Origin of the sequence: uncultured Prevotella sp. (assembly GCF_946407605.1) — a bacterium.
In the GTDB taxonomy this organism is placed as follows: Bacteria; Bacteroidota; Bacteroidia; order Bacteroidales; family Bacteroidaceae; genus Prevotella.
Genome location: NZ_CAMJOS010000009.1, coordinates 82,523 through 102,361, shown reverse-complemented (window position 1 = coordinate 102,361; position 19,839 = coordinate 82,523). Strand labels below are relative to the sequence as shown.

Genomic DNA, 19,839 nt, shown 5'->3' with positions numbered 1-19,839 from the left:
TTGTTCTCTGGGGAGAGTAACTGCTCCACAGGGTGAATGGTGGTAGGGGCATCGAGCGTGTTCTCTTCCATACCATCGTTGGCTGCCAAGCGTACTACTCGGGCTGATGCCGGTGTGAAATTCTTGAGGTTGACGTTGGCGGTTGTTGCGACATCGCTGGTATTTGCTATCTTTACGATAAGTTCACCTGTGGCATCGTCGATAGTGGCAGACGAGAAGATTCCTTTCGTTTCATCATGCTTCAAGACCGTGTCGAAGACAAGTTCGTTGTCGAGCCATGCCTTGACGCTATCTCCTGCCACCTGAAGGGTTACATCATACCAGCGTCCAGACTCGATATGTCCTCGCTTACTTGCGGTCAGCAGCTTTCCGCCATTGCTGATTTGCTCTATGGCATGCTGTGAGTTTGTCCATCCTCCGAAGTTCACCCAACAGTAGTTCTTGTCGTCCACATAGTTGAAGATGATGAGGAATCCTTCTGCTCCCTCGTCTTTGCGTGCGCGGAACTTACATGTGTAGTGGTCGCTGTCGATAACATTCTTCTCTATACATAGGGTGCCATCCTTCAGCCCTGTCTGTCGAACGATATTACCTTCTTTGTTCCAGTCGCCATTGACATAATCGTATTCCTTGACGGTTTCGAAAGAAGCATGTGTGCTCCATGTGCCGAATCCTACACGGCTCTGCTTGGGAGTAAGAGGTTTTCGTGCCACATCCTTGTAGGGATTGTTCTGTACCACCTTCACTACCTGGGTGCCCAGATGCTGAGGCATGAGCTGCTGAACGTAGTAGCTTGGGGTGCCCATTACACGACTGCTATTGAAACGTATCATATCAGGACGCCAGCGGGCATCGTTCTCATTGACGAAGATTGGCGCATAGGAAGCTAATTCGACTACGTCGGAGTTATTCTCCATTCCCATCATATATACAGCCTCGCCAAGGGCTGCATTCATATTGCCCAGATTGCCGTAGCCGTTTGTCACAGCATATTCGCCCACATATACCTTTGGCCCTTGACGGTCATAGCTGTCGTATTTATGGAAAGCGGCAGCGAACCAGTCAGGTGAGCGATAGTAATGCTCGTCAAGCAGATCCACAGGCAGCTTGCTGTTCCACTTCGGGTTGTCATCGCCCCATGCGACCACGTTTCCTATGATTTTCATCTCAGGGTACTTTTCACGTATGGCTTTATAGAACTGCTCATAACGCTCATAGTAGTGGTCACTCTGCTGATTGGGATCAGGCTGGTTGTTCTCGTTTCCCACCTCTATATATTCTATTCCGAATGGTTCAGGGTGCCCGTTCTTGGCGCGTAAGGCACCATATTTCGAAGTGACGGGACCATTGGCATACTCCAAGGCATTCATACATTCGTCAATCCACGGCTGTATGTTGTCGTATGGAGTCATACCACCGTGCCATAGTCCTACGTTTACTACATAGAGCGGCTTGGCGTTCAGGTCCTCTGCCAGTTGTAGATATTCGTGATAACCGAGTCCGTCGGTTGTGCGGTATCCCCAGTTCACGTTCCAATGCCCTTCACGTTCTTCTATCGGTCCTATGGTGCGCTCCCATCGGAAGGCGTTATCAGGACTCTCCTGTCCCTCTACAAAGCATCCGCCGGGGAAGCGCATGAACTTAGGATGCATCTGCCACAGCATATTGGCAAGATCGGGACGCATGCCGTTTTCGCGATTCTTGAAGGTTGGAGGGAAAAGGCTTACCATGTCAAGCTGTACCTGTCCCACGCCATCGAAGACCAGCGCAAACCGTGCCTTAGGATCATTGTCGTTGGAGGTAAGGGTTGCCTCGTACTTCGTCCAGCCCTTGGCCTTGACGTCAGGGAATTGGCTGACCACTGTCTCGGCATAGAGCAGTGAGCCGTCCTTAGAGCAGAGCGTGGCCTTCACGGTACCTTGATATTTCAAGGCTTTTGCCCAGAATGTGAGATGATAACTGCGCCCCTGCACGGCATTGATGCCCCAGTAGCCCTCGTTTACCAGGCAGACAGGCATCGTGGGCGAAGCCTTGATGTCGAGTGCCAGGGCGTTGTGCTGCACACTGTTAAGCAGTGGTGTCTTTTTCGTGGGTTGTATGAGTCTTGCCGTGAGTTGCGACGGGGCTGCTGCATAGGTTGACCATCCCTGCATATCAGCAGGTGCGCCATAACGTGGTCCGTCTTCAAACGAGCGGTTGCGTATCAACTCGGCATAGATGCCGCCGTCGGCTGCGTGGTTGATATCTTCATAGAAGATTCCATAGAGCATCGGACTAACCTTCGGTCCGCGCTGCTGTGTATCGATGTCGATAGTTACCTGTGCCTGAATTGCCAATGCAAAGAGAGCACAACCGGTTAATAGAATAGATTTCTTGTAAGTCATTTTTTTCCTAAATTCCGCAGCACTTTAGTTTAACTTTGTTTATAAGCTCCTGAGCATTATTGCCCAGAATTTTGTCATGTCAGATTCTTCACTTATCTTAGTGCTGCAAAATCAAAACAAGCAAAATCATCAATGACATGGCAAAGGTAAGCATAAAATCTGAGAAAATCACTCCTTTTGGAGGAATATTTCATGTGAGAGAGCTTTTTTCCCGTTACGTGGCCTTTTGGTCATTGTGGGCTCCACTCGAGCAGGAAGGCGAGGTGGTAAGGGCGATTGGGGTCGATGGTGTACTGCGGCAGCGTGCGCTGTCCCCAGGTGTCGACACCCCCTACCCCGTGGATGTTGAGGTCGATGTTCAGATTGACGAAACGGCCACGCTGGATGTCAGCGGGATGACGGGGCTGGGCATCAAGATCCTCCTCACCATAGTCCCAGGCTCGGATGCAGAGGGGCTGGAGGCCCTGAATATGAAGAGTGCACTGGTCGTTACCTATCTTGAACCAACGGACATCACAACGATTGCCATTGTCCTGCGGATGGATGTACTCCGTCTCGTATTCGGAGAGCGGCATCTTATAGAGGCCGAGGAAAGCGCTACGCTTGCGGTCGGGATAGTTCTCCCAAGGGCCGCGACCATAGTAATTGATCTCTGTCATATCGGCCGGAATACGCATCCGCATGCCAACCTTTGGGATGACGGCACGACCTTCGGCGGTAGGTTCGTAGTCGAGTTCGACGAGGATGGAGCGATCATTGATAGCGGTATATCGCACCGTGACGTCCTTCACCTCTTTCCACTCTGCTACACGACGAGCGAAGCCTGCAGCGTGCTGGTTGTCGTTCTCGGGTTTCCAGAAGTAGGGCTCCAGAGGCGCCAGCAGCATCTCACGGCCATCGACCTTCCACGAGGTGAGGGCATTTCCATTAACAGTAACCTCTGCTTTTCCACCAGGTTTCAGGTCTGAGGCATTGGGGAAGATGTAGGGCGTGAGCACGAACTGCTCGCGAGCCACCACAAATCCCTTCTCAGCCCAGGGCTTGTCATGGCGCAGACGGGCAGCGACATTAAGAAGCACCTCGCCATCGATGCGCAGCGTATCGTAGGTGATGTCGTACTCGCTGGGGTCGGTAAAGCTGTCACGGTTGATGATAGAGATAGTGCCATCAGTAGCACGGACGAAGGTCAGCGGCTGATAGACATACTGCACCTCATAATAATGGGGATGCGGGGTGCGGTCTGGCCCCACGAGGCCATTGATACAGAAGGCGCCATCGTTGGGACGATCGCCGAAATCTCCTCCATAAAGGAATGGAGAGTGTAGAGTGTAGAATGTAGAGTTTGCTACCGCCATACCTTCACCAGGACCTTTAAGGAGTCCGGCAGGAAACTCTACACTCTCAGTTCTAAACTCTACATTATATAGTCCTTGGTCTACCCAGTCCCAGATGGCGGCACCGGCGATGCTGCTGTCGGCATAGATCACGTCCCAGTATTCCTGGAAGTTGCCCATGGAGTTGCCCATGGCATGAGCATATTCGCGAGCTATCAGCGGCTTCTCGGTTTCCTTCTCTGCCTCAGCCTTCAGCACATCGGGCGTGGGATAGCCGAAGTCGTGAAGGGCCGAATAGCGGGGATGACAGTCGTAGAACGGCAGACGTGTAGAGTCGAGACGACAAACGGCATCGTACATAGCCTGGATATTAGGCCCCACGCCGCCTTCGTTGCCAAGGCTCCAAAGGATGACACATGGGTGGTTGAAGTCGCGCTTCACCAGCGACTCGGCACGGTCCACATGGGCATTGAGCCAATCGGGGTCCTCGCCCATCTCGTGGTTGGCATAGCCATAGCCGTGACTCTCCTGATTAGCCTCATCCATGACGTAGATGCCCCAGCGGTCGCAGAGCTCGTAGAGGTACTCGCGGTCGGGATAATGGCTGGTGCGCAGGAAGTTGATGTTGGCCTGCTTCATTAGGCGGAGGTCCTGCTCGTAGGTGGCATCATCGACGTAGCGTCCTGTGCGGGGATGATGGTCGTGACGATTCACGCCGCGCAACTTCACGTTCTTGCCATTGATCTTAAAGACCTCGCCCACGCACTCCACACGCTTGACGCCGAGGTGGTAGTCGAAATGCTCAATAACTGAGCCCTTTGCATCCATCAACTCGATGGTAAAGGGATAGAGATTAGGCTTTTCTGCCGACCACATCTTAGGATTATTAATATGATGCGTGAGAAGCAGATGCGTGGTATCGCCTACAGCAATACTTTTAGCGGAGCCATCAATCGTGGTGCCGTCAATGCGCATCACCGCTGTGAGGTTCTTCACCTTCTGACGACCCGTATTGCAAAGGGCGATATCGGCAGTAACCGTGGCCTGCGAGAAGTCATGATTGGGCACAGCGGTGACGTGATAGTCGCTGATATGTACCAAGGGGCGCACCCACAGCTGCACGGAACGGAAGATGCCCGACAGTCGCCACATATCCTGGTCTTCCAGATAGCTGCCGTCGCTCCAGCGATAGACCTCGACAGCAAGGCGGTTGCGGCCCTCACGCAGGTAACGGGTCACGTCGAACTCAGCAGGCGACATGGAGTTCTGACTATACCCCACCCTTTGTCCGTTGATCCACAGATAGAAGGCGGAGTGCACGCCACCGAAATGAAGAATGAGGTTCTGAGAGAGCATATCCTTGGTGACGTCGAGAAAGGTGACGTAGGAACCCACAGGATTACGGTTTTCGTAGGCTGTCCAGTCGCGTGGCGGCTCACCAGTCACACTGGGACGATTACGCTGGAAGGGATAGGTCATATTGGTATAGATAGGTGTGCCGAACCCTTGCGTCTGCCAGTTGCCTGGCACCGTGATGTCGTCCCAAAGACTCACGTCATAGTCCTCATGCTCAAAGCCCACAGGTCGTGAGTCGGGGTCTTTGCTCCAACGGAACTTCCAGCGTCCGTCGAGACTGATAATCTCCTTGCATTCCTTCTGTTTCGAAGGCAACTGGAGGGTAGCATGATAAGGCAGTTTATTGATGCCTAACACAAAGGGATTCTCCCAGTCTTTGGGTTGGGCCTGAGCCTGCATAGTGAGCAGGGCTGATAAAGCGACGAGGACTTTTTTCATCTGTTACTTGGTTTTGATGGTGATGTTTGCGGTGGGCAGACTGCTCTTGATACTGACCTGAGCCTTGCCTTGGGCATGACTGCTACGGACTACCAGCAAGGCGCGCCCCTTCCACGTGGTGACATGCGACGAGGTGTAGGGCTCGGTGTCCTTCAGGTCGGCAGAAGCGAACGACAATAAAGAACCCTGGCCCTTGACGATGGCCTCGCAGGGGATGGCGGCATCAGGACAGACACGGCCCTGCTTGTCGACCACCTCAAGGGTGATAAAGGTAAGGTCCTGACCATCGGCTGTCATCACGGTCTTGTCGGGGGTAAGACGCAGACGGGCGGGAGAGCCAGCGGTAAAAAGACCCACCCCCGCCCCTCCCTGCTTAGGGAGGGGAGTAGAAAGTTCGGCACGAAGAGTGCCAGGCTCGTAGTTTACGGTGAAGACGGCCTTGAACTCAGTATCGCGGCTAACCTGCTTCGTGCCAACGAGTTTGTCATTAAGATAAAGTTTCACCTCGGGCTGTTTGGTATAGACCTCCACTTCAATGGGTTTCCCCTCCCAGCCTGGCCAGTTCCAACTCTCCCATGTGGGCCACACACTCCAGGAAGTCGTGTTTATCTTGCCACGATAACCATCGGGTTCCTTGACAGCAAGGTAAAGAATTCGCTCTTCACTATTCCACAGCATCTCCCTATAGTGACTAATGGGCTTGCGCCAACCAGTGATATCGACATCGCCGCAATAGGCACCGTGCCATTCGGGCTGTCCACCGTCTACCCAGTGTTCGCCAGGACGTTCTCCATCGTAGTAGTTACGACCTATGCCGCTTTCGCCCAGGTAGTCGAGGCCCGTCCACACAATATCGCCAATGATATAGGGATAGTCATGCACCAGTTTCCAATTGCTGAAGGCATCGCGCGGATAACTCTCCGTTTGCCACATCACACGCTTGGGGTCGCGCTGATGGTCACTGGCGTGTTTGTGAATCATGTAGTTATAGCCGCCAATGTCGAGCGCCTCGAAATGTGGGTCGTAGATCTCCCAGTCGCTGTCCCAGGCACAAAGGGCCTCGGTCACAGGACGTGTGTCGTCAATCTCCTTGATGGCTGCCTTCAGCTTGCGAGCTGTGGTGACCACGCGGATATCCTTACGCTCGATGACCTCGTTGCCGATACTCCACGAGATGATGCTGGGGTGGTTCATGTCGCGCTCTACCATCGCATGGATATCCTCAAGATAGCACGAGTCGATAAGCGTGGAGTAGTCGTAGGGATTCTTCTGCGTGCGCCATCCATCGAAGGCCTCACCAATGACGAGCATACCCAGCGAGTCGCAGGCATCGAGGAAGGCACGCGTGGTGGGGTTATGTGACGTACGGATGAGGTTGAAGCCTGCCTCCTTCATCAGTTTCACCTTACGTATCTCGGCAGCATCGAAAGCCATCGCTCCCAGCACGCCGTCGTCGTGGTGTACGCAGGCGCCATTGATGAGCACCTTCTTGCCATTGAGCACGAAGCCGTTCTCCGCATCATACGAGAAGGTGCGGATGCCGAACTTCACATGACGTTCATCGATGACCTTCCCGTTGGACTTCAGTTTGACGATAGCCTCATAGAGATAGGGATTGTCAGGCGACCACAGATGGGGATTGTCGATGTTGTAACTCATCACAAAGGTGGCTACCTTTCCGTTTGGCAATGGTGTATTCTCTATCTTTCTTCGTTCAGACTTGTTGGTATCCACATTCACCATGGTCATACCCTTGAAGTCGCGTTTGGGTTGGTTGGCAACGATGACGTAAGGAGAGTAGAGATGCGGAGCGTTATCATGACGAAGGGTGAAACTGCCTCCCGCGAAACTGACGTCAACATCGTCTATCTGCTGGGTATTGCCTCCGTTGTTTTCCACCCAGACATTCATATCAACCCTGGCGTTCTTGGCATTAGCGTCGGCAGTCCAGATGCGCACACCATTATCGGCGAAATGCAACGCAGGCATCGTCTCCAGCCACACATGGCGATAGATGCCTGAGCCAGAGTACCAGCGGCAGTTGGGCTGCTCGCTGTTGTTGACCTTGACCACCACCTCGTTAAGTTCATTCTTCAATTTTAAAAAGCGTGTTACGTCAACCGTAAACGGTGTATAGCCATAGGCATGCTGTCCGGCTTTCTGTCCATTGACAAAGACCTCAGCCTTCTGATAGACACCCTCGAAATGGAGTTTTACGATGTCGGCATCGGGTGTGGCGAAGGTCTTGCGATACTCGCCCTTACCTCCCTGATACCAGCCGCCGCCCTCCTTGGTGGCACCCGTTTTGGGGTCAGGAGCATCATAAATGTCCCAGTCGTGGGGCAGATTCACCTGCATGGTCTTGCCATTACGTAAAAACTGCCAGTTGTCGTCAAACAACTGCCTGGTCTGTGCTGTGCCGCTGATGGTCAACAAACAATAGCCAAGTGTTAGAAACAATAATCTTTTCATATCTAATTCTTTTATCTCAATTTATCCTTATTCCGTATAGTATAAGTGCCCGCCTGATAATCCTTTGCATTGGTATCGCCAGGCAGAGTTATCGTGGCAGTAGTCCCCGTGGGGATCGTAAAAGTCCATATCCAGTCGTCGCCCACGTATTTCCAATGGCTTTCTATAAGGCCTGCTGCCGAATGGTAGATGGCATCGAGGTGGTCCAGACGACGGTCAGGAACGGGCTTCATGATGATATGCTTAAATCCAGGATGAGCAGGGTCGGAGGCGATACCTGCACAAGTCTGCCAAATCCACTGGCACACGGCTCCATAGGCATAATGATTAAAGCTGTTCATGCCGTTAGGTCCCATGCCGTTTTCCTTCGTATAACTGTTCCAACGCTCCCAGATGGTGGTGGCACCATTATCGACAGAGTACAGCCAACTGGGGTTCTTGCGCTGGAAGAGCAGTGTGTAGGCCACATCAGTCATACCGTTGTCAGTCAGTGTTGGCATGAGGATGGAGGTCCCCAGGAACCCCGTCTGCAGGCATTCACCATGCTCTCTGAAGTTCTGGCGCAGACGCTCAATCATCTTTGTCTTTGTCTCGCCCTCGAAGAGATTGTTCTTAAGGGCGAAAAGCGCAGGTGTCTGCATGGTGTTGAGGATATCGCATATAAACGTACCATCACCATTGAAGAATCGCTTGCGCAGATAGTTCTTCGCTTCGCTGACCATTATTTCGTATTCTGCAGAGTTCCTACCTGTAGCCTTCGCCATGTCGCACATCATCGCAGCATCGATAACCCAATAGGATGCACCTAGATAGTTCCAATACTCGATAGCCTCTGGCTTAGGATCATTACCGTCGAAGGCGCTACGCCCACAGGTTTCCAGCGGCTCATAGCTCAGCCAGTCACCCCACTGGTAGTTGCCATTTTCCTTTATAATGGCTTGATGATCATACTTAGTTTGGTTAACATGGTCCATATATCGTCTCATCGACTCCCAGCTCTCTTCGATAATCGATTTGTCGCCAAACTGCTTCCATACAGTCCAGGGCACGATGATGCCGGCATCCGACCAGCCGAAACGCATATACTCATTACTCCATGAGCCGTACTGTCCTGGAGGAGCCACGCTGGGATAACCTCCCTCGTCATTCTGCGAGTCGCGCAAGTCGTGCAGCCATTTGTGGAAGAAACGATTGGTATTGGCGAAGAACGTACCCGTCTCGCAAAACACCTGCGTATCGGCTGTCCACCCCAGTCGCTCGTTGCGCTGCGGACAGTCGGTAGGCACGCTCAGGTAGTTGGAGCGCATGCCCCAGATGGTATTCGAGACAAGCTGGTTCACGAGGTCGTTGCCTGTGGTGATATGGCCCGTCTCCATCTCGGGCGTGATACTGCTGACAGGAACCGACTGTATGCTTTCAATCATGACCTCATCAGTGGCGGTAATGTCGAGATAACGGAAGCCAAAGAAAGTTTGACAAGGGGTGTAATCCACAACTTTCTTGCTGTTGGCAAAAGTATAATCCAGTCGGATACTCTTGTCGTGAATGCGCAGGTTGCGGCGATGGATGCTACCTTCTGGCCCATCCATACCACGACTCTTGGCACCTTTGCCATCGTTCAGCAGTTCGGCGGGCAGGCAACTGAGTTGCGTACCCTCTTTGGCTTTAAAACGAAAAGAGGGAACCGCTGCGCAGTTCTGTCCAAAGTCGATGACGAGGTGCTCGCCCTTATTGACAACCATTCTCTGGCCGTCTTTATACTCACGGCCTATAACAATTATGCCATATTCATCTTCGCTTTCGTCCTTCACCTTAGAAAAGACGTATGCACGTTTAGGGTTGAGTGCCCACTCATTGATGTGATAGATCTCCGCGCCACAGTTGGGAACGATAACACCTTTATATTCCTTGCTTATGGAGGGTATTGACAGCTCAAGGGCATTTCCAAATGGTACAAGAAGTCTTGCATCATACTCCTCACCATCAAAAATAGCGGCATGTCTCACAGGACCAGCGATGCCTGCTTTCCAATCCTTTGTGTTAGTGCCATACAGGCGTTTCGTTCCGTCAGCAAACGTCAGTTCCAGCACACCACGGAAGGCACACTTCTGTCCGTACATGCCATTCGAACCGCTGGGTGTGATAATCTTGTCGGCCCACCAGCCTGGTGTCACCTGCGCAGACAAGGTATTATCTGCCCCTTTCTTCTTAAAAAAAGCCTTCGTCACATCGTAGGTAAACGAGTATTTCGTCTTGCTGTGGTGCGAGAAACCTGGACGCAGTACTTCCTTACCAATGCACTTGCCGTTGACATACAGTTCGTTTACACCCAAACTGGTGGTCATCCACAAGGCGGTCTTCACTTTTTTCTCATTCGTGATGCTTGTTACAAACCAGTTGGCACCATCGGCTGCACGTGTATGTTCATCCACACGCCCTTGCACCTCAGGCGCATCTGCCACGCAAATCCACTCTGATTCATTCCATGCCTCGTTAGACAACGATATTGTCTGTGCGACAGAAGTCATCGAGAACAGCGCAATCATGATAGATATCAAAATCTTTTTCATCTTCAAGGTGTTTACTTTTTTCTTTCAGGCACAGAGAAGTACTGTAATAATGGTTACTTTATTCATAAGAGATTTTCTGGATGATTTGTCCCGGGTCAATAATAGAAAGGGTGATTGTATGGTTCTGGCGATTCTTGTCAAGGGGTAGCGTCACCACGAACTCCTTGCGGTTTTCGAGAACCTGCAACTTCCATTCCGGTCCCCACTCCTTGAAGACGTTCTCGCAGACGACGGCCTCGCCACCATCGACACTAACCTTGAAGCGATTGGATCGGCTGCTGGATACAGGCCACATGGGAACGACGCTGATGCAGAGCTTGATGTCTGATGTCTGAAGGCTGATGTCTGACGGGAGAGCGATATCGATACTGCCTGTTGCCTCGCTGAGTGGTTGTCCCATCTGCAGAGCCTGCCAGTCGGTACCAATGCCTTCGATGAGGCGGAAGGGTTCGCTGACGGCAAGTGACGAGAGGTCAATGACGTTGTTGAATTCCGGATGGTGCTGCTCTGCTGGCAGTCGGTAGGCCGTGGTAGGCTTGTCGCTGAGTTCTGGCATCATCTGGTACTTGGCGCAGAAGCCAGGGGGAAGCTCACTCATCATCTCAGCCCATTTGCCGTCGAGTTGTTCGTTGTATTTCTTGCGTAGCTGTTCCAGTTTGTCTTGCGCGTCGAGGGCCATCTCGGCATAGGCGGCATGGCCTGTCTCGTGGTTGCGCTGGGCATAGAGGAACTTACGGTTCATCTGGTAGGCAGAATGTACGGCATAGCCCAGCATCTCGAAGAGTGCAGGACAATAACTGGGGTCGATGCTCTGTTCTATCATGTCGTAGACCTCGCAGATGTTCTCGTAGTCCATGAGTCGTTTCTGGGCCGTGCCTGTGTCGAACGAGAAGTCCGTATCGTGCAGGCGGTTCTCCTCGTTGCTGCTCCATTCATATTCATAGCCCATGAACTCTGGCTTGCGGTCCCACGCCAAACGGTAATAGTTATCGAGAATAAACTGAAATTGAGAATTGAGATTACCTTTGTTGTTTGTAAAGAGCTTGGCGAGCCACTGGGCCTGGTAGCGGTTCACATTGTCGAAGTTGAAAGCCTCGAAGTCATAGGCCATATCGAAGAACTGCTGCATCTCAACCTCCATAGGTTTGATGTCGCCTATGTTGAGCAGCCAATAGCGGTCGGCACCAGCATCGTAGGCCTTCTTCAACTCGTGGTACATCAGCACGGGAGCCGTACTTGGCAACCAGAGATAGTCGTGAGGCGTGCCGAGGTAAGAAATATGATAATACACGCCGCTATGTCCCTTGCGTCTCTGTTCTTCAGTATTGCTTACACGCTTCATATAGCCGTAGTTATCATCAGGCCATACAAGGGTGATATCCTCAGGTACCTTCAGTCCTGCGTCGTAGATGTCGAGGGTCTCCTTGTAGGGTACGAAGATCTGGGGCAGATTGGTAGCTTTCGTCTTCTTGTATTTCTCGAGGATGCCACGCTGCTTTTCAAACACCTTTTCAAGGGTGCGGGCGCGTACCTTCGGGTCCTTACTGCCTTTCATGGCCTCGTCGTGCAGACCACGCATACCCATCGTATAGATGTTGTCATACTGGGCCGTCTCGCGGATGCGGTCGTCGAGTTTCTTGAGGATGGTGGCGCTGTTGGTCTCGTAGTTCCATTCGCCATCGCGGGCTTTGTCCCACTCAGATAGGGCGGCGTTGTTAAAGAGCAACGGCTCACAATGACTGGTAGTAATCATGATGCCCCACTTATCGGCTACCACCTGACTCTCAGGATGGCTATAGAAGGCACCTGTGCACGAGTGCATCGCTGGTGCCAGCATGTTGCCTTTCAGACGGAGAATGAGTTCACAGACCTTGTCGTAGGTCTTAGGACCGATATCTGCGAGTTCCTTCTCAAAGGTCTTCGCTGCCCACGTCTTCAGTCCCCAGTCCTCATCGTTGATAAAGATGCCACGATACTTGATGGTGGGCGAGGCGCTGACGTAGTTTTCCTCGTAACTATAAGCGCGCCTGTTGCCCTTATCCACAGGAACATCGGCCCACCAGTACCAAGGACTGACACCTATCGCCTCGCTCACATGAAAGACACCATAGGCCAGACCTCTGGCATCGGAACCCGTGATATAGAGGTTGCCGTTTTTCGTTTCGATGGCATAGCGCTCCCAAGACCCTCGCAGTTCATGGCGAGGCTCACTGGTATCTACTGTACGGAGAATGATATGTTGCTCTGATGAGGGTAGATAGGCCATTTGATAAAGACTGCGTGCACCTACCACCTCAGGTCTCGTGCCCGACACCCGTTCGATGTCATCGGCCAACACCTGTGCCATTTGCTTCACCAGCGGTGCATCTTTTTTATGATATACGATGGTCGCTTTTGTTAGGTCCACTGTGGTAGGAGTGGCCTGCACAATCATACTGAAAATCAGCCCAAAAGTCAATAAGATAGTCTTCATGTAAAATATCAAACCTTACTTTTCTGTAATTACTTCTACGTCACTATATCCCATGCGTTCGCCTTGTGCCAGTCGAAGTCCTTCCACACGGATGACCTTGGCACGGGTGGGCTTACAGCGTACGGTCTGCCAGATGGGGTTGTTCACGATGTTTGAGAACTCGCCCTCGCCAATCGTCTCCCACTTCTGCCAGTCGGTGGTGGCAGAAATGCGATAATGAGTGACGAGACCTTCCTTAGAATCCTGCGGTGGTAGGTAGCGAAACCCCGTGACATTAGCCTCATCATTAAGGGTGACGAACATCATCTTGTCGGCACCGAAGAAGATGTAATAGTCTGATGCGTGCTTCTCGCCGCTATCGGGGATGTCTTGGGTGATGTCGGGTGCCAGATAGACCGACGTGCGTGTGATGATTGGCTCGCACTTCGATTCAAGAATGGTGAAGCGCAGCTTTGTTGCCGTCACCTTGGGGAAGCAGATGATGCGACGATGGCCGATAGTGGTCAATCCGTCACCATTATCCACGAGTTCATCTTTTAAAGGTACCCATTTTCCATCGACCTCAGCTTCTAAAGAAAACTTTTTGACGCGCTGGCCATAGCGGATGTCCTCCTCAGCCACAAAGCGGTTGAAGGTGGTAGGCTGGTTAAAGTGTAGAGTGTATAGTGTAGAGTTTGCTGCCGCACTGGATTCACTGGCAGTAGGAGCGGCTGTAGCAAACTCTACACTATCCACTTTACACTCTCCATTAACAAACACCTCGTCAATCATCTTCTTGAAAGCGATGCCACGCAGCGAGTCCGTGGGATGGATGCGCCCGTTGGGAGCGATGGGGAAGTTGAGCAGCAGGCACGAGTTACGACCTACCGATTTATAATAGGTGTCCATCAACTTCGACAGACTCTTCACGTTCTCGTTCTCCGTCTCATGGTAGAACCATCCCGGACGGATGCTCGTGTTGGTCTCGCCTGGACACCACACGTTACCGTCTTCCACACCGTAGTGCAACATGTGGTAAGGCACATCGCCCTCTTTGTTCAGCAGACTCCAGTTCGTCTCGCCGATATTGCCAGCCTCAGTACCCACCCAGCGCAGGTCGCCACGATCGCTACCGTCGTTCCAGATGAGACATTTGGGTTGCAGCTCGCGAATCATCTTGTAGGTCTCTGGCCACTCGTAGTAGGTCGTGCGGTCAATCTTGCGCACTTCATTGGCACCGCCATACCATCCGTCGCCACCGTTGGCGCCATCAAACCATACCTCGAAGATATCGCCATAATTAGTCAGCAGCTCGCGCAACTGGTTACGGAAATAGGTCACATATTCGGGCTTGCCATAGTCTTTATGATTTCTATCCCAAGGTGAAAGGTAAACAGCAAACTTCAGCCCCTCCTCACGACAGGCGTCAGCCAATTCCTTCACCACATCTCCCCTGCCCTGCTTCCAGGGTGTGTTCTTCACAGAATACTCAGTATATTTCGAGGGCCACATGCAGAAGCCACAATGATGTTTGGCTGTGAAGATTATACCTTTCATGCCTGCCTGTTTGCACACTCGTGCCCATTGACGGCAGTCAAGGTCTGAGGGATTAAACAATTTCAGGTCCTCATTGCCATACCCCCACTCCTGATCCGTATAGGTATTGAGCGAATAATGGATAAAGGCATACATCTCCATCTCCTGCCACCGCAACTGGTTTTCGGAAGGCAAAGGCGGACACAATGTCTGTGCATGCGATGGAAAAGAGACAAGAAGGAAGGCAGCGATGAGTGCCGAAAGTAGGATATGGACTTTTTTCATATTATCTGATGTATTTCTTTCCATTCAAAATATAAACACCTTTTGTAGAAGTATTGTTTAAAGGCCGCCCCTGCAGGTCGTAGGCGATATCTGTTGCGAATGTGTCTCGAACTACATGACTGATGCCAGTATAGGGCCAGTCAACAGAAGCACAACCATTGATGATACCATCGAGGGCCAGTTGGTTGAATACTGTAAGTGTCTTACGGTTCAACACATCCATCGAGGGGCGCTGACAGTAGTTGGTATCCCATACGAAAGGTACAACACCATTATGTACAGCATAGCGACAAAGGGTATAGTACCAGGAGTAGATACTGGCATCATGCTTATCTTGGTCCTCACCTTCTGGCATCACACGCCAAAGAGTTCCAAACTCTCCCATGATGACGGGAATACCCTTCGAGGTGTATTTGTTTTTCATCTGTCTCATCTGACTCTGCATATACGACTCCTCGCCCCAAGTGGCGTTATGTATTGAGCCGCTAACATGATTACCGCTTCCCCAATAGTAAGCCTGGTTTCCCCACGATTCGTCCTTAGTCATCATGGTGAAATTATAAGGAGAATAGAAATGTACCTCAAGCATCATAGCATTAGACACGTTGTCTTGAGGCATCACATCATAGTTAGTAGCCAAGTCAACACTGGTGCTGGGAGCCTGCACCACAAGTACTCGCTTGGCATTATTGCCACCCGTCTGACGTACTGCATTAACGAAAGCCTGCTCATAGCGTATCAGTGTGGCAATGTCGCCCTCCTTGTCGTTGCTATTGTCACCAGCAGCATCAGGTTCGTTCATGCCAGCAAAGAGCAATCGGTGATCGTAGTCACGAAAGCGGTTGGCAATCTGCTTCCACAGCATCCCCATGATAAAACAATTCTTACTGACTGACGACTCGGTACGTTCTGCAAAGGAGCGCTCTACCCAATTATTGTCAGTATGATCATTGAGCACCACATAGAGACTATCCTTCAAACAATAGTCCACTATCTGCTGCACCCTGTCCAGCCAGTTGCTGTCTATGTTATAGTTCGCATCACAATGTACGAACCAAGAACAAGGTATGCGCACGGAACGGAAGCCTTGTGCCTTAACAAAGTCGATGATGGCTTGTGTGGTCTTTGAACCTTGCCAAGCTGTCTCCCAGTTGATGGGGTTACTAATCCAGTCACAGGGACCAGGCTCCAACGTATTTCCAAGATTCCAACCCGGATACATTTCGGCAGCCATCTCCATAGCCGTGGGCCATGATGTATCCGATGCCGACTGTGCTGAAGCGGTGAAAGGCATCAGTAGTGTCAACAGCAAAAAAAAATGTTTCATTTTGCTCATCATAAAAGCGTAATATTCAGTTTTTTAAGTTTACGTTGCAAAGTTACAACTTTTTTTCCAATTAGAAAGGAAATAATGTCTTATAAAAAGTAAATAATGTTTCATTGGCAACATTTTTGTCTTCCGCGCAACATGATTTCTCGCGCCGCATGGTTCGTGGCTTGTACATCAGAAATGGGAAAAAGTATGTTAAATAAGCTGCTGATTCGGAAATAAAATCGTATATTTGCAGCGTGAGAAGGTGGTCAGGGACCTGCAGAGTTCATTCGTACCATCCGCATCAAACGCGGCAGAGCCCTCCTGGAAACTTCGCAGATGCAAGTCACGGAGATAGCCTATGCCGTAGGCTTCACCACGGTGAAGAGCTTCACCATGAACTTTAAGGCCGAATACGGCATGACACCCTCAGAATATAAACAGAAAACATAAAAACGTTCTACATAACGACATGAAAGATTTCAGACTCGTGGCATTTCTTGCCCTCACCTGTTTCGCACTCACGGCAGCTGCTGCCGATGTAAAGACCCAAGGTAACATCGTCACCATACATCCCGATGGCGGCCAGTCGAAAGTGGTCCGACTGGAGGTTATCAACGACAACATCATCCGCGTGCGGGCTACCTCGAAAGACCAACTGCCGCAGAAGCCCCAGAGCCTCATGATTGTGCCACAACAGGCGCCTGCCAAGGGCAGCTATAGCATCGAGGAAAGCGACGAGACGGTAACGGTAAAAGCTAAGAACGTCAGCGCTGTGGTCAGCAAGGCTACGGGCCATATTGAGTATTTCGACAGCAAGAATGTGAGACTGGCTAACGAGGACTGTAAGCGTTTCTGGGACTATACCGTGCCTGAGCGCGAGCTGGGCATCAAGGGCGGCGTGCAGCCTACTGAGGAGCAGAAGCATGGCCTCTCGTGGCAGATGACCTTCAACTCGCCTGACGACGAGGCTTTCTACGGCCTGGGTCAGCACCAGTCGGAAGAATTCAATATGAAGGGCAAGAACGAGGACCTCTTCCAGTATAACACCAAGGTGTCGATTCCTTTCGTGCTGTCCAACAAGGGCTACGGTTTGTTGTGGGATGCCTATTCGTATTGTCGTTTTGGCAATCCCAACGATTACCTGCAACTGAACCGTGCCTTCAAGCTCTACGACAAACAGGGTCGCGAGGGTCACCTCACAGGCACCTACGTCGATGCAAGAGGCAAGACGCTGGTACGCGACGAGGACTCTCTTTATTATGAGTATGGTACACCCGCCAAGTCTGAGATTGCCCTGAAAACTGATAATGGCGGCATCAAGAACCTGCCGCAGGGTTTCAATCTCGCTGGCGCCAATGTCGTCTACGAAGGTTTCATCGAGCCTCTGAAGAATGGGAGTGCCGACAATAATTCTCAATTCTCCATTCTCCATTATCAATTTATTTTGTACTACGCTGGCTACATCCGCGTGTATATCGACGGCAAGGAAGTGGTGGCTGAACGCTGGCGCACGGCGTGGAACCCAAATGCATATAAGTTTAATGTGTCCCTGCGGCCAGGCAAACGTGTACACCTGCGCATAGAGTGGCAGCCCGATGGCGGCGAGTCGTACTGTGGCCTGCGTGTGGCCGACCCTCAATTTTCAATTTTCAATTCTCCGCTCGGCTCTGCCGCTTCGCTCGGCGAAGAACTTTCAATTTGGTGCGAGATGGCTCAGGATATGGACTATTACTTCATTGCTGGCGAGAACTTCGACAAGGTTATCTCTGGCTATCGTACGCTGACAGGCAAGGCCTCGCTCTATCCCAAGTGGGCGCTGGGCTTCTGGCAGAGCCGTGAGCGCTATAAGACGCAGGATGAGCTACTATCCACGCTGGCTGAGTTCCGTCGTCGCCAGATACCCATCGACAATATTGTGCAGGACTGGAACTACTGGCCTGAGGACCAGTGGGGCAGCCACGAGTTCGAAGCCTCGCGCTACCCCAACCCACAGCAGATGCTCGACAGCGTCCACCAGATGCATGGTCGCTTCATGATTAGTGTCTGGCCTAAGTTCTACGTCAACACCGACAACTACAAGGAGCTCGACGCCAAGGGCTGGATGTACAACCAGAGTCCCACCGACGATATCCACGACTGGGTAGGCCCTGGCTATAAGAACGGTTTCTACGATGCCTACGACCCCGAAGCCCGCAAGGTGTTCTGGCGCCAGATGGACGAAAAGCTCTATACTGGCTTGAGTAAATCGATCGATGCCTGGTGGATGGATGCCTCCGAGCCCAATGTGCGCGACTGCACCCCCATGTGGTATCGCAAGGCCCTCTGCGGCCCCACAGCCCTAGGCACGTCAACAGAATACTTCAATGCCTATTCCCTCGTCAATGCCATGGCCATCTACGACGGACAGCGCAACACGTGGAAGAAATCGTCAAATCGAAAATCGTCAAATAGTCCAATAAACGAGCCTCGTGTTTTCCTCTTGACTCGTAGTGGCTTTGCAGGTTTGCAGCGCTACTCCACCGCCACGTGGAGCGGCGACATCGGCACCCGTTGGGAGGATATGCGTGCACAGATGACGGCAGGTCTGAACTACTCGCTTTCTGGCATCCCCTTCTGGGGCATGGACCAGGGCGGCTTCTGCGTTGAGAACCGCTATGTAAGGGCCCAGCAGTTGTTCGACCGCACGGGTCAGGAAAACGAAGACCTGAAGGAGTGGCGCGAGTTGCAATGCCGCTGGAACCAGTTCGGCGCCTTCATCCCCCTCTTCCGCAGTCACGGCCAGTGGCCGCTGCGCGAGATTTGGAACATTGCGCCTGATAACCATCCAGCCTATAAGTCGTTCGTCTATTACGATCGTCTGCGCTATCAGCTCATGCCCTACCTCTACTCACTGGCAGGCTGGGCACACTTCCGCGACTACACCCTGATGCGTGCCTTGGTCATGGACTTCAACGGCGACGAGAATGTGAAGGATATAGGCAACCAGTGGATGCTCGGTCCTGCGCTGATGGCCTGTCCTGTTGGCTATTACAAGGCTCGCAACCGCTCCGTCTACTTCCCTCGCCAATGCGGCTGGTACGACCTTTATTCAGGCCAATTGATAATCGACAAAGGAGAATCAACGGCGGCAGCAAATTCTCAATTCTCAACTCTCAATTCTCCGCTCGACTCTGCCGCTTGGCTCGTCCAAGAATTCACGAGCCGCAGGCTCGTCGTCTCCGCCCCTTATGAGCGTATCCCAGTCTTTGTGCGCGAGGGTGCCATCATTCCCTTCGGCCCCGAGATGCAATGGAGCGACGAGAAGGCTCCTGAGCTCATCAACCTCTATGTCTATGGAGGTCAGGACGGTGAGTTCCAGCTCTATGAGGACGAAGGCACCAACTACAACTACGAGCAGGGTAAGTACGCCACCATCGACATCCGCTACGACGACACGCGTCATACCGTCACCATAGGTCCTCGTCAGGGCAAGTTCCCAGGCATGCTTCTCCATCGTCGTTTCAACATCGTGTATGTCACAAAGGAGAAGCCCCAGCCCCTCAACCTCCAGAACCCACAAGGTCAGCTGGTAGATTACAGCGGCAAGGCCCTTACCATCCAGTTATAGTAATTGTTCTTAATTTTAGTTGTAAAAGTTCGGGAATAAGAAGATTTTTTACTACCTTTGCCGCAAGTTTTAGAAATTAATAGGTATTTT

The 19,839-nt window shown here is 51.7% G+C and carries 8 protein-coding genes and 1 pseudogene; 2 read left to right on the top strand and 7 right to left on the bottom strand.

Features of this window, described 5'->3' with window-relative positions; all coding sequences use genetic code 11:
- The 7 genes from Q0R57_RS06070 to Q0R57_RS06040 all read right to left on the bottom strand — a co-directional run.
- On the bottom strand, positions 1-2,384 hold a 2,384-nt coding region (locus Q0R57_RS06070), incomplete at its 3' end, for an alpha-L-arabinofuranosidase C-terminal domain-containing protein (protein ID WP_294744678.1).
- Between the two features lie 230 nt (positions 2,385-2,614).
- Positions 2,615-5,512, bottom strand: a complete 2,898-nt coding sequence (locus Q0R57_RS06065) for a glycoside hydrolase family 2 TIM barrel-domain containing protein (protein ID WP_294744676.1) — start codon at positions 5,510-5,512, stop codon at positions 2,615-2,617.
- A gap of 3 nt (positions 5,513-5,515) precedes the next feature.
- The gene (locus tag Q0R57_RS06060) at positions 5,516-7,984 is read right to left on the bottom strand and encodes a glycoside hydrolase family 2 TIM barrel-domain containing protein (protein WP_294744675.1); all 2,469 of its coding nucleotides are present in this window, start codon (positions 7,982-7,984) and stop codon (positions 5,516-5,518) included.
- An 11-nt stretch (positions 7,985-7,995) separates the two neighbouring features.
- Entirely contained in the window at positions 7,996-10,554 is a 2,559-nt protein-coding gene (locus Q0R57_RS06055; protein WP_294744673.1) for a family 78 glycoside hydrolase catalytic domain, read from the bottom strand.
- 58 nt (positions 10,555-10,612) lie between these two features.
- Complete coding sequence (locus tag Q0R57_RS06050) at positions 10,613-13,027, bottom strand: glycosyl hydrolase 115 family protein (RefSeq protein WP_294744671.1); 2,415 nt, start codon at positions 13,025-13,027, stop codon at positions 10,613-10,615.
- Positions 13,028-13,042: 15 nt separating this feature from the next.
- Positions 13,043-14,827, bottom strand: coding sequence for an alpha-L-fucosidase (locus tag Q0R57_RS06045; RefSeq protein WP_294744669.1), 1,785 nt, complete (start codon positions 14,825-14,827; stop codon positions 13,043-13,045).
- A 1-nt stretch (position 14,828) separates the two neighbouring features.
- Positions 14,829-16,154 (bottom strand): glycoside hydrolase family 5 protein, encoded by a 1,326-nt coding sequence (locus tag Q0R57_RS06040; protein WP_294744667.1) that lies wholly within the window; start codon positions 16,152-16,154, stop codon positions 14,829-14,831.
- Between the two features lie 264 nt (positions 16,155-16,418).
- On the opposite strand from Q0R57_RS06040, the pseudogene Q0R57_RS06035 reads away from it, so the two are divergent.
- Both Q0R57_RS06035 and Q0R57_RS06030 read left to right on the top strand, forming a co-directional pair.
- Positions 16,419-16,592: pseudogene (locus Q0R57_RS06035) on the top strand (helix-turn-helix domain-containing protein); the annotation flags it as partial.
- 19 nt (positions 16,593-16,611) lie between these two features.
- Positions 16,612-19,749, top strand: coding sequence for a TIM-barrel domain-containing protein (locus Q0R57_RS06030; RefSeq protein WP_294744665.1), 3,138 nt, complete (start codon positions 16,612-16,614; stop codon positions 19,747-19,749).
- The last annotated feature ends 90 nt before the right edge of the window (positions 19,750-19,839 follow it).

Bases quoted from the DNA above. Each gene is read 5' to 3' on its own strand.
- Q0R57_RS06065 (WP_294744676.1), bottom strand. From the start codon at position 5,512: ATGAAAAAAGTCCTCGTCGCTTTATCAGCCCTGCTCACTATGCAGGCT.
- Q0R57_RS06060 (WP_294744675.1), bottom strand. From the start codon at position 7,984: ATGAAAAGATTATTGTTTCTAACACTTGGCTATTGTTTGTTGACCATC.
- Q0R57_RS06055 (WP_294744673.1), bottom strand. From the start codon at position 10,554: ATGAAAAAGATTTTGATATCTATCATGATTGCGCTGTTCTCGATGACT.
- Q0R57_RS06050 (WP_294744671.1), bottom strand. From the start codon at position 13,027: ATGAAGACTATCTTATTGACTTTTGGGCTGATTTTCAGTATGATTGTG.
- Q0R57_RS06045 (WP_294744669.1), bottom strand. From the start codon at position 14,827: ATGAAAAAAGTCCATATCCTACTTTCGGCACTCATCGCTGCCTTCCTT.
- Q0R57_RS06040 (WP_294744667.1), bottom strand. From the start codon at position 16,154: ATGAAACATTTTTTTTTGCTGTTGACACTACTGATGCCTTTCACCGCT.
- Q0R57_RS06030 (WP_294744665.1), top strand. From the start codon at position 16,612: ATGAAAGATTTCAGACTCGTGGCATTTCTTGCCCTCACCTGTTTCGCA.